The sequence below is a fragment of the Microbulbifer maximicatervae (SeqCode) genome, assembly GCF_052467825.1.
Genome location: NZ_CP174327.1, coordinates 3,806,711 through 3,821,457 on the forward strand (window position 1 = coordinate 3,806,711; position 14,747 = coordinate 3,821,457).

General features: G+C 51.9%; 12 protein-coding genes. 11 read left to right on the top strand and 1 reads right to left on the bottom strand.

Annotated elements, in window-relative coordinates; all coding sequences use genetic code 11:
- Window positions 1–14 precede the first annotated feature (14 nt).
- From ACJJII_RS17005 to ACJJII_RS17055, 11 genes are all read left to right on the top strand, one after another.
- Complete coding sequence (locus ACJJII_RS17005) at window positions 15–2,594, top strand: DNA internalization-related competence protein ComEC/Rec2 (RefSeq protein WP_444917053.1); 2,580 nt, start codon at window positions 15–17, stop codon at window positions 2,592–2,594.
- A gap of 113 nt (window positions 2,595–2,707) precedes the next feature.
- Window positions 2,708–3,331, top strand: coding sequence for a MotA/TolQ/ExbB proton channel family protein (locus tag ACJJII_RS17010; RefSeq protein ID WP_413665667.1), 624 nt, complete (start codon window positions 2,708–2,710; stop codon window positions 3,329–3,331).
- Window positions 3,332–3,346: 15 nt separating this feature from the next.
- Window positions 3,347–3,766: an ExbD/TolR family protein gene (locus tag ACJJII_RS17015; protein WP_444897173.1), complete on the top strand. Its 420-nt coding sequence runs from the start codon at window positions 3,347–3,349 to the stop codon at window positions 3,764–3,766.
- 83 nt (window positions 3,767–3,849) lie between these two features.
- A complete protein-coding gene (msbA, locus tag ACJJII_RS17020) occupies window positions 3,850–5,679 on the top strand; it encodes a lipid A export permease/ATP-binding protein MsbA (protein ID WP_444917054.1) in 1,830 nt (609 codons plus the stop codon).
- A 9-nt stretch (window positions 5,680–5,688) separates the two neighbouring features.
- Window positions 5,689–6,723, top strand: coding sequence for a tetraacyldisaccharide 4'-kinase (gene lpxK, locus ACJJII_RS17025; protein ID WP_444912975.1), 1,035 nt, complete (start codon window positions 5,689–5,691; stop codon window positions 6,721–6,723).
- Entirely contained in the window at window positions 6,713–7,480 is a 768-nt protein-coding gene (gene kdsB / locus ACJJII_RS17030; protein ID WP_444905363.1) for a 3-deoxy-manno-octulosonate cytidylyltransferase, read from the top strand. Before lpxK ends, kdsB begins: the two co-directional genes overlap by 11 nt.
- A gap of 11 nt (window positions 7,481–7,491) precedes the next feature.
- Window positions 7,492–8,508, top strand: coding sequence for a UDP-N-acetylmuramate dehydrogenase (gene murB, locus ACJJII_RS17035; RefSeq protein ID WP_413665672.1), 1,017 nt, complete (start codon window positions 7,492–7,494; stop codon window positions 8,506–8,508).
- A gap of 550 nt (window positions 8,509–9,058) precedes the next feature.
- Window positions 9,059–9,712 (top strand): response regulator, encoded by a 654-nt coding sequence (locus ACJJII_RS17040; protein ID WP_413665673.1) that lies wholly within the window; start codon window positions 9,059–9,061, stop codon window positions 9,710–9,712.
- A 44-nt stretch (window positions 9,713–9,756) separates the two neighbouring features.
- Window positions 9,757–11,571 carry an excinuclease ABC subunit UvrC gene (gene uvrC, locus ACJJII_RS17045; RefSeq protein ID WP_444917055.1) on the top strand — a complete coding sequence of 605 codons (1,815 nt, stop codon included), beginning with the start codon at window positions 9,757–9,759 and terminating at the stop codon, window positions 11,569–11,571.
- A gap of 101 nt (window positions 11,572–11,672) precedes the next feature.
- The gene (gene pgsA / locus ACJJII_RS17050; protein WP_413665675.1) at window positions 11,673–12,236 is read left to right on the top strand and encodes a CDP-diacylglycerol--glycerol-3-phosphate 3-phosphatidyltransferase; all 564 of its coding nucleotides are present in this window, start codon (window positions 11,673–11,675) and stop codon (window positions 12,234–12,236) included.
- A 158-nt stretch (window positions 12,237–12,394) separates the two neighbouring features.
- Entirely contained in the window at window positions 12,395–14,104 is a 1,710-nt protein-coding gene (locus tag ACJJII_RS17055) for a sulfatase-like hydrolase/transferase (RefSeq protein ID WP_444917056.1), read from the top strand.
- A gap of 30 nt (window positions 14,105–14,134) precedes the next feature.
- On the opposite strand, the gene ACJJII_RS17060 is transcribed toward ACJJII_RS17055, so the two are convergent.
- Window positions 14,135–14,743 carry an LEA/WHy family protein gene (locus ACJJII_RS17060; RefSeq protein WP_444917057.1) on the bottom strand — a complete coding sequence of 203 codons (609 nt, stop codon included), beginning with the start codon at window positions 14,741–14,743 and terminating at the stop codon, window positions 14,135–14,137.
- Window positions 14,744–14,747: the final 4 nt, after the last annotated feature.

A 14,747-nucleotide genomic window follows, 5' to 3' on the forward strand; every position in this document is an offset into this window, starting at 1 on the left:
GGGCGGTGCAAGGGATGGCGCAGGGGAAGGAATTATGGAGTTTTCGGGAGAGAATTTACGGGCTTTCTCGCCTGCTGGCTAAGGCGAGAGGCATTCTCGGCTACACGGGGCCCAGCATATACCTTTGGGTCTACTCGCTTTCTATTATCGCGGTGGGTTGTTTTGCCCGATTACCCGCTGAAAACACTCTGTGGGCACTGTATCTCTCTCTAGCCTTGTTTGCCTGGATGGTAATACGCCGCTGGCGCCCCCTTGCTCTGATCTTTCTCTCCTTTATTGGTGCGACCTGGGCACTCCACTCTCATGAAGCATCGCTGGACCGCCGGCTCCCCCTCGGTGCACATGGTGCGGACTTTGCACTTCAGTTGAACCTGGTCTCGCTGCCTGAATTAACTGAGGGGGGAGGGTTTGGCGCTAGTTCAGAATCACACACGGTGCGTTTTCGCGCTCGAGTTGTGGATATTGTTTCCAGTTCTTTAGGTGAAGAGGGTGGCCAGTTAGCACCGCCAGAGCTATCTATCGGAAGCCTTCTCAACCTAACCTGGTACCGAGTTGACGGTGAGGCTCTGGCTCGTCTGCGAGGTGGCTCTCAATGGATATTGCCTGTGCGATTGAGAAGCCCTAGGGGAAGTGTGAATCCACATACATTCGACTATGAAGGCTGGCTGTTGCGAGAGGGAATTACGGCAACAGGGTATGTTCGCCCCCGCGATTATCCTCCTCAGTGGCTGGGGCAGGGGAATGGCATTATCGAGTTAAGGGATGAATTGCGCTCCCAAATTAGTCAGTTACCGATCCAACGACTGGACCTGATAGCGGCGCTATTACTAGGGGATCGCAGTCAGTTGAGCGAAGGTGATACCGACCTGCTTAAAAGGACAGGTACGGGCCACCTTATTGCCATATCCGGCTTACATGTGGGCATGGTGGCCGGTTGTATTTTGTTGATGGGCACCATACTGGCAAAAGGGATTGGGCTTTTTACGGGCACCAGCCGTTTTGGTATTGCGATAGGACTCGCCTTGGTGGCGAGCCTTGTTTATACCTTGATCGCCGGCGTTCCTCTATCCGCGCAACGTGCGCTTGTAATGACCTGGGTGCTATTACTGGGTTGGCACTGGCGGCGCAGACTGGGAGCCGGTTTTGCTTTTTCATTGGCACTGGCAATAGTGCTTACCCTGCAGCCACTGGCTTTTTACAGTGCTGGTTTTTGGTTGTCCTTTGTGGCCGTCGGGAGTCTGCTTTTGGGGTTCAGTGGGCGAATTAGCTTAAGTCGAGAGCCGCAATGGAGGCCGAAGGCTGAGGCCCCTGGTGCTGTAACCTCATGGCAGCACCGATTTTCCCAGTTATCGTTATGGCAGCTGTTGCGAAGCCAGTGGCTGATTGCAATTGGCCTGTTTATCCCATCGATAATATATTTTTCTGGCTTTAGCCTTTCAGGTGTATTGGTCAATCTTGTAGCGATTCCCTGGATGGGCCTGTCTATTTTGCCATCACTTATGTTAGGTGCTGTATTTATTGATACTCAGCTGGGTGTTTGGCTGCTGCAGTTTGCAGGTTGGCAATTGGATCTGCTGATGACTGCGCTCAATATTGTCGATCATTCGATACCGGGGTTCCGCGGTTTTGCGATTGCTTCCACTGCATTGGCGATAGTCATTGCCGGGCTTGGCGCGGTGCTACTTTTGCTGCCTAAAGGGTTGCCAGGGCGCAAGTTGGGCTGGTTATTTTTTCTTCCAGTTGCTCAGCCCTGGCTTTCTACATTGGCACCGGCAGATGAGCGTTTGAAATTATCAGTGCTGGATGTTGGTCAGGGGTTGTCAGTAGTTATCAGCACCGGAAAAAGCCGTATTGTTTACGATGCAGGGCCTTCAATCCCCTCGGGCTGGAGCGCGGGAGGTTCGATAGTGGCTCCCTACTTGATGAGTAGCGGAGGTAGTGAACTCGATGTGCTGATCGTCAGCCATGGCGACAGGGATCATGCCGGCGGCGTGTCGGGTTTACTTAGAAACATTGAAGCAAAAAAGCTCTATGCTCCGGGGACTTTAGCTAGCAATTTACCATTATCGCCAGCCACGATTACTGAGCAATGTCGGGCAGGAACGGAAGAGCAACTGGGAGATATATCATTTCGATGGTTATGGCCTTCCTTAACGGCACAGGGAGAGGAATTACTGGATGGTGAGGAGAACGATCACAGCTGTGTAATTTTGGCTGAGTGGCAGGGGGTGCGTTTACTGCTTACTGGGGATATCAGTCGTAAGGTTGAATATCAACTGTCTAAAATGTATCCACAATTTCCCGCTGTTGACGTACTGATTGCGCCCCATCATGGTTCCCGCTCTTCCTCATCGGTCGCTTTGCTCGAATGGGCCAGGCCTAAACGGGTTGTATTTAGTGCCGGTTTCCGTCACCACTTTGGCCACCCTCACACCGATGTTGTGAAGCGCTACCAAAACTTCGGTGCCAGTATTTTCAGTACTGCGGAGAGCGGAGCGGTAGAATTTTTCTGGCGAGCTGGAGATCAAGAGCCGCAAATTTTACAGGCTCGTTTGGCACCACGGTTTTGGTATGCGAGTCACAACAGGGAATAAGGATGCGCGGGAGGACTTAGCCGCCGGCACCAGCTGTGATAAAGTGCTGCTCTGCGTCGAGGACGCAGTAATAATTTTCCAAAAATTCCCTCTGGTTTTCTGGGGCTAAGAAAGTGTTTGAGATAATAAAATCCGGCGGCCTGCTGATGTGGCCAATCCTGTTTTGCTCTGTAGCGGTTATTGCTATTTGTGTCGAGCGTTTCTGGACTTTGCACTCGCAGCATATTGCACCACGTACTTTATTAGGTGAGGTATGGGGCTGGCTTAAAAATAACCAGGTCAATGCGGAAAAATTGAAGGAGCTGCGCGACTCCAGCCCACTGGGAAAAATTTTTGCTGCGGGCCTGTCCAATTCCCGCCACGGTCGCGAAGTAATGAAAGATAGCATCGAGGAAACTGCCAGCCAGGTTGTGCATGAACTGGAGCGATTCCTGGGTGCTCTGGGCACGATTGCTGCCGTAGCACCGCTGATTGGTTTGCTGGGTACTGTGATCGGTATGATCCAGGTCTTTACCGCGATTATGGTGGAGGGTACCGGTAATGCAGGCGTACTGGCCGGTGGTATTAGCCAGGCATTGATCACCACTGCCGCTGGCCTGACTGTCGCTATTCCTGCGTTAATGGCACACAGATACTTCCAGCGTCGCGTTGACACGATTGTTGTGGCAATGGAGCAGGAAGCTGTCAAGCTTGTGGATGCTCTGCACAGCGATCGTAAAATCGAAGATGCGGCCTGAGCGGGGTAGCAAGCAATGCAATTCCGCCGCCAAGCCACAGAGCAGGAAGGGGTTAACCTGACACCACTTATCGATGTGGTATTCCTGCTGTTGATTTTCTTTATGGTGTCTACAACCTTCACCAAGGAAAGCCATCTTAAGCTGAACCTACCTGAAGCAGCAGGTCCTCAGTCTGTTGACCAACCTAAATCTGTAGAGATTTTAATCAGTGCTGATGGTTCTTATTCAGTAGATGGACAAGCTTTGATCAACAAGAAGATCAACACCCTCAAATCTGCGCTGTCGGAAGTTTCCGCAGGCGAGTACAATCGCCCGCTTGTGATAACCGCCGACGCCACCGCTCATCACCAAGCCGTGGTTCGGGCAATGGATGCCGCTGGACAGCTAGGCTTTGTCAACCTAAGCATTACTACACGGCAGCCGGAAGAAAACTAGCGCGGAACCCTGTAGGGAGCTGACTTACCTTCGGTTTCTGTGCCCACTCGCCCCAGTTGGGGCGAGTCCATTCATTGGTCTGTATGAAGAAAGTAAAAGCGCCCCCCAGCAAACCGCAAAATGGGGCGGAAACTTACCGTCGATTGCTCACTTATGCCCGCCCGCACATGGCGATTTTCGGGGTTGCGGTACTGGGCTTCTTCCTGTTTTCGATCATGGGCGTCAGCCTGATTGCTGTGACCGAGCTTTTGCTCGATGCAGTGGGGGCTGGTATCCAAGAGAGTCGCGGGTTTCTCTCAAAGTTTGTAGCATCCTATTACCCCGATGGAGTAATGCCCCAGGAGACTGCTCGTTGGCTTGTACCGCTTGCAATGTTGCTGATTATTGTCCTTAGGGCTATTGGCAATTTTGTCGGCAGCTATGGTTTGGCCTATGTGGGCCGTGCAGTGATCCACGAGTTGCGAACACAGCTATTTGAGAGAATTGGCCAGCTTCCCAGCTCCTATTTTGACCGCTATACCGGCGCTTACCTGATCTCAAAGGTTTCATACAATGTTGAGCAGGTAACCAACTCCATCACCAAGGCGGTGAAGGTACTCTTCCGCGAGTCGTTTACGGTAATCGGTCTCTTGACCTACCTGTTACTGGTGAACTGGAAGCTGACTTTAACCTTCTTCCTTTTTGCCCCCTTGATCGCCTTTATTGTGCGCATCGTGGGTAAGCGTTTCCGCAAATTAAGCCATCGCATCCAGAATTCCATGGGCGACGTTACCCATGTCACTCAGGAGGCGATCAATGGCTATCAAGTGGTGCGGATGTATGGGGGGCAGGATTACGAGAAATCCCGCTTCCTCTCTGCCAGTGACAATAACCGTCGGCAGTTTATGAAGCTCGTAGTAGCAAACAATGCCAGTGTTTCTGTGATTCAGATACTGGTTGGTTTGTCTACCGCAACTATTGTCTGGCTGGCTCTGGCACCGGGTATGGTTGAGTCCATGACTGCTGGGGTTTTTGCCGCCTATATTGGTGCGGCTGCATCCCTGGCCAAGCCGGTGCGCAGCCTTTCCGAAATTTTTGCCGATATCCAAAAGGGTATTGCGGCAGCGGAGAGTATCTTTGAAGTAATGGATGCTCCCAGAGAGCCCCAGGATGGTGAAGCTCAGCTACCTAAGCCTGTGAATGGCACAGTAGCTTTTGAAGGGCTTGAGTTTAGCTATGACCCGGCAGCACCCAAAGTACTCTCCGACATCAGTTTCGCGGTAAATCCGGGAGAAACGGTGGCCCTGGTGGGTGCATCTGGCTCCGGCAAGAGCACGCTGGTAAGTCTGCTGGCTAGGTTTTACGAGCCGACAGGTGGACGTATCCTGGTCGATGGGGCTGATATTTCCAAGGTGCCACTTAAAGAGTTGCGCCGTCATATCAGTATGGTTTCCCAAAATATCGTGCTGTTTAACGACACTGTATATCGCAATATTGCCTACGGTGAATTGGAACATGCACCCAAGGAAAATGTTCTGCGTGCTATGGAGCAGGCACATGCAGCTCAATTTATTGAAGAGCTACCTGAGGGGGCGAATACGGTTCTGGGGGATAATGCGCAGATGCTCTCCGGCGGCCAGCGCCAGCGCTTGTCTATTGCCCGTGCCCTGCTTAAGGATGCGCCCATACTGATCTTGGATGAGGCCACCTCAGCACTGGATAATGAATCGGAGCGCCATATTCAGGCGGCTCTGGCTGAAGTCATGAAAAACCGCACTACGTTTGTTATCGCCCATCGCCTGAGTACGATCGAGAATGCCGATCGCATTCTGGTGATGGAGAAAGGTCGAATTGTAGAGAGTGGGAATCACGCAGAGCTGCTCGCCCAGGGTGGTCGATACGCATCTCTGTTACAGCAGCAAACAATGGGGTAGGGCACCTGGATGTCACTGGAAGACTGGTTTAACAAGCGCTGGTACCCGGAAAAGGGTGAAGGTCGCTCGCTCTCCCTGCTCACTCCGCTGGAATTACTCTATGGGGGGGTGAGCAAGCGGCGCCGGGTAATGAGTTCTCGCACTCCACCGGAGCCCTTATCAGTTCCTGTCATCGTCATCGGTAATATCACCGTTGGCGGTGCGGGTAAAACACCATTGGTGGCGGAGCTGGCTCGCTGGCTAAAGGAGCGGGGTCGCAATCCGGGGATTATCAGCCGTGGCTATGGTGGTCGTGCAGAAAAATATCCCTATCAGGTGACTGCCCAATCCCACCCCCTGGAGTCCGGGGATGAGCCGCTGATGCTGCACTTGATCACTGGTGTGCCGGTGATGGTTTCCCCTAATCGCACCGAGGCGGCGCAGGCCCTGATCGACTATCACCAGTGCGATGTTATTTTGTCTGACGATGGGCTACAGCACTATAGTTTGTGGCGCAGCTATGAAATTTGTGTGGTTGATGGTCATCGCGGTTTGGGCAATGGCCATATGCTGCCCAGAGGACCTCTGAGGGAGCCGGTGACGCGCCTGCAAAGCGTTGACATGCTGGTTAGTAATGGAGAGCCAGAAGCCAAAGTCAGGGATCAGTGCGGTGGGCTTTTAGAGTTTGAAATGACACTCGAGCCTTCCTGTTGGCACCAGTTTAACCTCGATCAAACCTCCACATTGCGCCTGCCATCAGGGCCTGAGGTGGGGCCTTGCCACGGGGTGGCAGCGATCGGTAATCCCAAGCGGTTTTTCCGGTCACTGCAAGCGCTGGGGTTCGAGGTGACAGAGCAACCTTTTGACGATCATCATCAATTCAGCCCCCAGGAACTGCATTTCGATGGAGAAACCCCAGTGATTATGACCATGAAAGATGCGGTGAAATGTCGTGATTTCTGGGAGAGTCATTGGTGGGCGCTCGAGGTGCGGGCCAAGTTGCCAGACCTTTTTTATCAAAAAGTACACAAGCACTTGCAACAATTTAGTGAAAATGAAAAGTAACTCTTCTTTCGACGTCATTATTCCCGCACGCTATGGCTCGAGCCGCCTGCCAGGCAAGCCCTTGGCTGATATCGGCGGCAAGCCGATGGTGGAGCATGTTTATTTACGTGCCCGTGAGAGCGATGCTCAGAGGGTGGTTATCGCCACCGATGATATGCGTGTAGCGGAGGTGGCTCACGGCTTCGGCGCCGAGGTGTGTATGACATCTGCCGAGCATGCTTCGGGAACTGACCGACTGCAGGAGGTGGCTCAGAACCTGGGCCTTGCCGAGGACCGCATTTTGGTCAATGTGCAGGGCGATGAACCCTTGATACCCGCCGAGGTGATAAATCAAGTAGCTGAAAACCTTGCGGCTAGCAAGCGAGCCGGCGTTGCAACCCTGGCGGAGCCCATCACCTCAGTGGAGGATTTTCGCAACCCGAATATCGTCAAGGTTGTGACAACAGAGTCCGGGCTGGCCAGGTATTTTTCACGAGCGCCAATCCCATGGCCCAGAGATGCCTTTGCGATGGATAGCAGTGAACTGCCAAGGGGCTTGGAACCTCGTCGCCATATTGGTATCTATGCTTACCGTGTTGCGCTATTGCGCCAGTTTGTCTCCTGGCCTATGGCCCCGCTAGAAAAGTTCGAGGCTCTGGAGCAGCTGCGTTTTCTTTACCACGACCAAGAGATTCACGTAGCGGATGCTTGCGCAGAAGTGCCCGGTGGCGTAGATACTGAGCAGGATCTTCAGCGTATGCGAGAAACCCTGGCCTGATGTAGAACCTAATGATTGAAGCCAATATTGATTTACAGCCCCACAATACTCTCGCAATTTCAGCAAACACCGCTTACTTTGCGCGTGTGGAAACCCTGGATGAATTGCGTGAGGCTTTGAGCTTTGCGCAGCAGAAGCGTTTGCCAATTCTGCCGTTGGGTGGGGGTAGTAATATCGTATTAACGGGAGACTTTCCCGGGCTTGCAATTCAGGTCGGGCTGCGAGGGCTAACAATTACTCCCAATGGTCGTGGCGGTACGATTGAGGCGGCGGCCGGGGAGGGGTGGCACCAGCTGGTTATGTCTACTGTTGAGCAGGGCATGGGAGGCTTGGAAAACCTTGCGCTGATTCCAGGTAAAGTGGGGGCAGCCCCAATCCAAAATATCGGCGCCTATGGCGTAGAGTTGCGCGACTGTTTTTGCAGCTTGCAGGCCATGGAAATTTCTACAGGTGCACTACATAACTTTTCCGCGTCGGACTGTGAGTTTGATTACCGGGACAGTGTGTTTAAAGGGCAGTTGCGCGATCAATTTATTATTACCCAGGTTAACCTTCGCCTTGCACAAGATTGGCAGCCCAAGGTAGCTTACCCGGCCCTACAGCAATTTATTGACCAGCAAGGTTGGGATTGTGACTCTTTAACACCCGCACAAATTTCCGCTGCGGTTATCGATATTCGCAACAGTAAATTGCCGCTCCCCGATCAAATCCCCAACGCTGGCAGCTTCTTTAAAAACCCTGTGGTGAATGCGGACATTTACCAAAACCTAAAATCGGAACATCCCGATTTAGTAGCTTATGCCAGCGGTGAAGGTTGGAAGCTGGCGGCAGGTTGGCTAATTGATCGCGCTGGTTGGCGGGGCAGGCGGCAAGAAGCGGTTGGAGTTCACCACCAGCAGGCATTGGTTTTGGTTAATCCCGGCCGGGGCCGGGGTGATGAAGTGACAAGATTGGCTCGCGCTATCGCTTCTGATGTGCAGGCTAAGTTTGGTGTTACCCTGGAGCCTGAGCCGCGCTATTACCCTTAATCTATTCAAGATTGTTTGCATGAGGGTACGGACAATCCCTTCTTTTATTCTTCACTGAATTGCAGTTAGCAAGTACCCAATAGAAAAGTGCAAATTGTTGGGTGGGGTTGGCAGTTTTCAGCCTGAATATCAGTAGAGAATTGTTCTAGTTGTTGACGATTATTTTGTTATAACGAATTCAACATCTTACATTTTCTCATATTCCGATTTCTTTCATAAATATTTTCTGCGATAAAATGAATCTTCTATCGCAAATTTTGCGGAAGTGCTCATCTTGATCGCAGAAAAATTAATTGGTACGTTTTTACGCTATAATTAAATGTTATAAAGGCAGCAAGATCCTGTGGCCAAATGTCTGTTCAGCAGCATTTGAAACGGGGCTTCTGCTTTGCAGTAGCGTTTTTGTCTGGTATGTTGCGGTTGGGTTCCGGGGGGACCTACACGGGGTAGTTTCACCGTGAGCTAAAAAGAAGAACGCAGTTTATAGAGCTCGTGCGTTGGGGATGTATACGCGGCGTAGCCACTGCACTTATCCGTAGTTGGGGATAGCTTGATCAAAGTCTTAGTGGTGGATGATCACGATCTTGTGCGAATGGGCATTTCGCGCATGCTGGGTGATGTTGAGGATATAGAAGTCGCCGGAGAGGCAAACTGTGGCGAGGAGGCCCTGGAATTCGTTCGCCGGTCTAATGTTGATGTCATTCTGATGGATGTAAAAATGCCAGGAATGGGCGGCCTTGAAGCGACTAGAAAGCTGCTGCAGCGGTGCCCGGAGGCAAAGGTTGTTGCCGTTAGTGCACTCGATGATGATTTATTCCCGGGCCGCTTGATGCAAGCTGGGGCAATGGGTTACGTGACTAAGGGCGCGGACCTTGAAGAAATGGTTCGAGCGATACGGACGGTTATTTCAGGTGGTGTTTTTATCAGTAATTCCATGGCAACCAAAATGGCGATGCGCAGTGTCAGTGGCCAGGATGATCAGCAATCTCCGTTTGAAAAATTATCTAAAAGGGAATTGCAGACTGCAGACATGATCGTCAATGGCGCCAAGGTTGCGGATATTGCAAAGTCTCTCTCGGTAAGCCCCAAAACGGTGAATAGCTACCGCTACAGGATTTTTGAGAAGTTGGATATTAATAGTGATGTAGAGTTGACGATCCTCGCTGTTAAACACCAAATTCTCGACCCAGATGCTGCACTTTAATTGAAAAGTGGCTGATTTCTTAAAATATTGAGGCCGGTTGCCAGATGTTCGACAGCAAGCGTTTCCTCGCGACAGTAACTCGCAAACCCGGCGTCTACCAGATGTTCGACGCCGAAAATAAAATCCTCTACGTAGGGAAAGCCAAGAACCTTCGCAATCGGTTGTCGAGCTACTTTCGGAGCTCCGGACTAACGACAAAAACCATGGCGCTGGTGCAGCGTATTGGAAACATCGAAGTCACCGTTACGCGCAGTGAAACCGAAGCCCTGGTGCTTGAACAAAGCCTGATCAAGTCCCAGCGGCCCCCATACAATGTGATGCTGAAGGATGATAAAGGGTACCCTTATATCTTTCTTTCCAGCAATGACACTTTCCCCCGCATTGCATTCCACCGTGGTGCCAAGCGCAAGAAAGGCCGATACTTCGGACCTTTTCCAAATGCATCGTCGGTTCGCGACAGCCTGAACTTTTTGCAAAAAACTTTTCGAATCCGCTCTTGTGAAGATAGTGTTTTTCGCAACCGTTCAAGGCCCTGCCTTCAATATCAGATAGAGCGCTGCACCGCTCCCTGTGTCGATTTTATTTCTCCCGAGGACTATCGCCAGGATGTTCGCCACGCAGAGATGTTTCTCACGGGTAAAAGTGACAGCATTATCCAGGAGTTGGCCGATCAAATGGATGAGGCATCCCGGGCGCTGGAATTTGAAAAAGCCGCGAGACTGCGGGACCAAATTTCCGCGCTGCGTCGTCTACAAGCGGATCAGGTAGCTGAAGGTGCAAGTGGCGATGTGGATGTGCTGGGGATAGCCAGTGAGGGCGGTAGCTGTTGCGTACACGTTCTGTTTGTCAGGCAGGGGCGAATTCTGGGGAGTCGCAGTTATTTTCCCAGTGAGCGCCTGGGACTCACACCGCCAGAGCTACTTTCCGCATTTGTCCCGCAATTTTACCTGGGCAGTCCCCGAGAGATCCCCCGTGAGATTTTAGTTTCAGAGGCCTTACAGGATTTCGAACCACTTCAACAGGCTCTTAGCGAGCAGTGTGGTCGCGATGTCGGTATCACCCATAAGTTGCGTGGCAAGCGGGCCACTTGGGTTGAAATGGCGCAACAGGCAGCGCAACAGAATTTGACTAGTCGAACTGCAGCCCAGCAAAAACTCTACAACCGTTTCGAGAAGCTCCAGGAAGTATTAGAACTGGAGCAGCTCCCGGAGAGGCTTGAGTGCTTTGACATCAGCCATTCTTCCGGTGAGGCCACGGTTGCGTCCTGTGTTGTATTTGATACCGGAGGTCCGGTGAAGTCGGATTATCGCCGATTCAATATTGAAGGTATCCAGGCGGGGGATGATTATGCGGCAATGGGGCAGGCGCTAAAGCGGCGCTATACGCGCCTTTCCGGTGGCGAGGGCAAATTCCCAAATATCCTGTTGATCGACGGGGGGAAGGGCCAGGTTACACAAGCGGTCGAAGCTCTGAATGAGCTGGGCATCGTCGGAGTGCAAATTATTGGTGTTGCCAAAGGAACTACACGAAAAGCGGGCTTTGAAACATTACATGTGGTTTCCAGTAACAAAGAGCTTGTACTCTCCGCCGACTCATCAGCGCTGCACTTAATTCAACAGGTGCGAGACGAAGCGCACCGCTTTGCTATCGCTGGCCACCGGGCAAAACGGGATAAAAAACGCAGGGAGTCTCCATTGGAAGGTATCGCTGGAGTAGGGCCCACTCGCCGCAGGGCGCTGCTGCGACATTTCGGAGGTTTGCAGGAGCTTAAGCGCGCAACAGTAACGGAGATTGCCAGCGTGGATGGCATCAGCCGGAAATTGGCTCAGGATATATACTCGGCACTACACCACGAGTAGAACAGGATTGAGCTGGCGATTAAATGGCCAGTTTTTTCCAAAGCGTTTCATTTTGCGCGATGGCTTGATAACGTACGCCCTCCGCAAGAATAGAGAAAAGTATGACAATCGCCAATCAACTGACACTGTTACGTGTTGCTTTGATCCCATTTTTTGTTTTGGTTTTCTATTTGCCGTACAAGTGGAGTTACATTGCTTCTGCTGCAATTTTTGCAGTTGCCGCAATTACCGATTGGCTTGATGGCTATCTCGCCAGAAAATTAAATCAGAGTACTGCCCTCGGTGCCTTTCTGGACCCGGTTGCCGATAAGCTAATGGTGGCTACGGCATTGGTCTTGCTGGTGGGACTGCATGACAATCCGCTGTTTGCGATTGCTGCGGCGGTGATCATCTGTCGAGAGATCGCGGTCTCTGGGTTGCGGGAGTGGATGGCTGAGCTGGGGCAGCGCAGCAGTGTTGCCGTTTCCTATGTAGGCAAAGTCAAAACCACCGCACAGATGGCAGCAATTCTTGTTCTGCTTGCCTTCGATGTTAGAGAGTTTCCGGTGATGGAAACTATTGGATACCTGCTGCTCTATATCGCTGCCGGCCTCACCTTGTGGACGATGGTGATGTACTTGCGCGCCGCATGGCCGGCCCTTATGGCCGACAGCCGGGATAAGTAGATAGAGGGGAGTTCCTTCTCTCACGAAATTGGCGCCTCGATTCTGGCATTTGCTGGAAAACGAGGCGCTCTTTACCCCGCTTAAACTCGCTCTTCCTCTTCCAAACCCCTGCGCTCCTCTAAATTGTTAGATACTTTTCTGCGATCCATAGGAAGCCCATGTCCGTCAAAAGCCACCTGATTATGATCTGGCTGCTTTGCATCACTCTCAATGTCGAGGGGCAAGTTGTACACGATGCCGAGTTTTATATTCTCAAGATGCAAAACGGCGATCGTTGGGATCAAGAGGATGCGGAGCTTGAGCAACGCTTACAGCAGTTGCGGCAGAAATATGGACAGCCACCGAATATCGTATTTCTGCTGTGGGATGACACTGCATTTGGAGCTGTTGGCTTTCCTGCGTTACAAAAGAACTTTGGCTACTCAACGCCAAATCTAAACCAGATGGCTGCAGAGGGTATCAACTTTACCCGCATGTACTCTGAGCCCTCATGCACACCAACCCGCGCCGCTGCGCTCACCGGACGGCTACCGGTGCGCTATGGCATGGGTGAAGTGGGTATGCCCCATGAGTTTTCCGGTCTGCGCGCTGAAGAAGTCACTATTGCCGAGGTACTTTCGCAAGCGGGTTATACGACAGGCTTTTTCGGCAAGGGGCACCTTGGAGATATCGAGGAGAGTTATTTACACAATCAGGGGTTCGATGAGGCGTTGTTCACTCCGATGAACCAGATTACCTCTCTGTTTAACCCCCAGGCAAATGTGGCGAATGCGGTGCTGGGAATGTTCCCCGAAATCTATCCACCTGATCCCTACCAGTTGGACAGCCCTGGTCTGATTCCCGCTGGCTGGGTAATGAATATTGAAGGGAAAAAGGGACAACCCGGGCGGGAATGGTGCGGAACATCCAACGAGTGCTTCGCTAAGTTTGATCCAGAAGCAGAACAGAGAACGCTGGCGTTTATTCGTCGCAGTGCGGAGCAGAAGAAACCGTTTTTCGTTGCCTACTGGCCCAATCTCCTTAATTTCATGGCGATGTACAACCCCAAGCGCTCGGTGGCCGGGCTGATGGTTGCCGATGCTTTCCCGGCGATGGATAACTTTGTCGGGGTGCTGATGCAAGAATTGAAAAGCTTAGGGCTCGCTGAAAATACCTTGTTCGTTGCAATGGCGGATAACGGTCCTATGGTCCACAGTCCGCCGGCGGGGTGGGGAATGCTGCCCATGTTGTATCGGGGGGGCAAAGGGGATTTTACTGAGGGCGGCGTTCGCGTACCTGCTTTTGCCTGGTGGCCAGGAACTATCGAAGCGGGACAAACGGCAGGAGATATCATTCATATCACTGACCTGTATACGACTTTCGCTCGCTTGGGTGGAGCAACTGATGCTATTCCCACGGATCGCGTCGTTGACGGCCTCGACCAGACCGCTCTGTTCCTAAACGGCGATACTCATGGCCGCCGGGATTATGTATTCATTTATACGGGTAAGGAATTGGGGGCAACAGTAAAGGGGCGATATAAGAGGCATTGGCTGGGAGCGGGGGAGGTGGCAGGGTCGGGGATGCCGGAGGCTTATTACGATTTATATATGGACCCCCGGGAGGAGTCCCCGCAGTTGGTGCCGTTAATTTACACCCAGGGCCAGTTCAATCATATGGTGGCTCGCCACCGTTTATTCAAACGTAAATATCCAGACGTAGCCAGCGGCAAAGGCATACCTTATACCGGGCTGGCCAATGCGCGCCCTGAGACACAGGCTATTGGTGAGCGCGTGCGCGCAGTCATCAGTGAGATGCCATTCACTGTTGAAGACTATCTCGAGTATCAAATCCCCGGTGCCGACAAGGTCGGCGACTGGGGAGATTAAAACGCTATATCCAAAGTGAGTAGGCTTGGACTAGTGGTAGAGGCCCAGATTCTGATTTAGTCGAACTTCGCCACTTCGCTGCACTGTAATGGAAGGCACAATGGACCTGCTAAGGCCAATCTTTGCCTGAAGTTCATAGGGTACCGATTGCTGCCCACTATTCGCTAATTCAGCGGCGGCGAATAGAGACCCCATCCAGCTCGCAGTTGCGTCTACCGCGATGTCATCCTGGCCATAGGGGGCAATGGGCAATAAGTTGTTTGAGGTTCCTGTCATCACTTTGTGGCCGGCAAGACTGAGCTTGTAGTAGATCCCGGAGAGGGGTAGCTCTTGGTTGTTGGGGTTGAAAATGCGCAAATGGATTCTGAAGCGCAGATCGCTGCCGACGGCAGGAGGAAGCGGCTCCAGCCCAATAATCTCAACCTCTGGCTGCTGAAAATTGGGCGATAAAGCGGCGCAACCACCCATGAATAGAGCGAATAATACGAGTAAGTTCAGTTGTAAAAGTTTAATCACTGCTTGTCCTTCATTTTTCTCTCTTCTGATAAGTGCGAGGTTGGTGTCCCAGCGCTTATTCCACGACCACCACAGTTTTATTTCTCTTGCTTGCTTATTGAGCAACCGCTCGAATTGCTTCATTCTG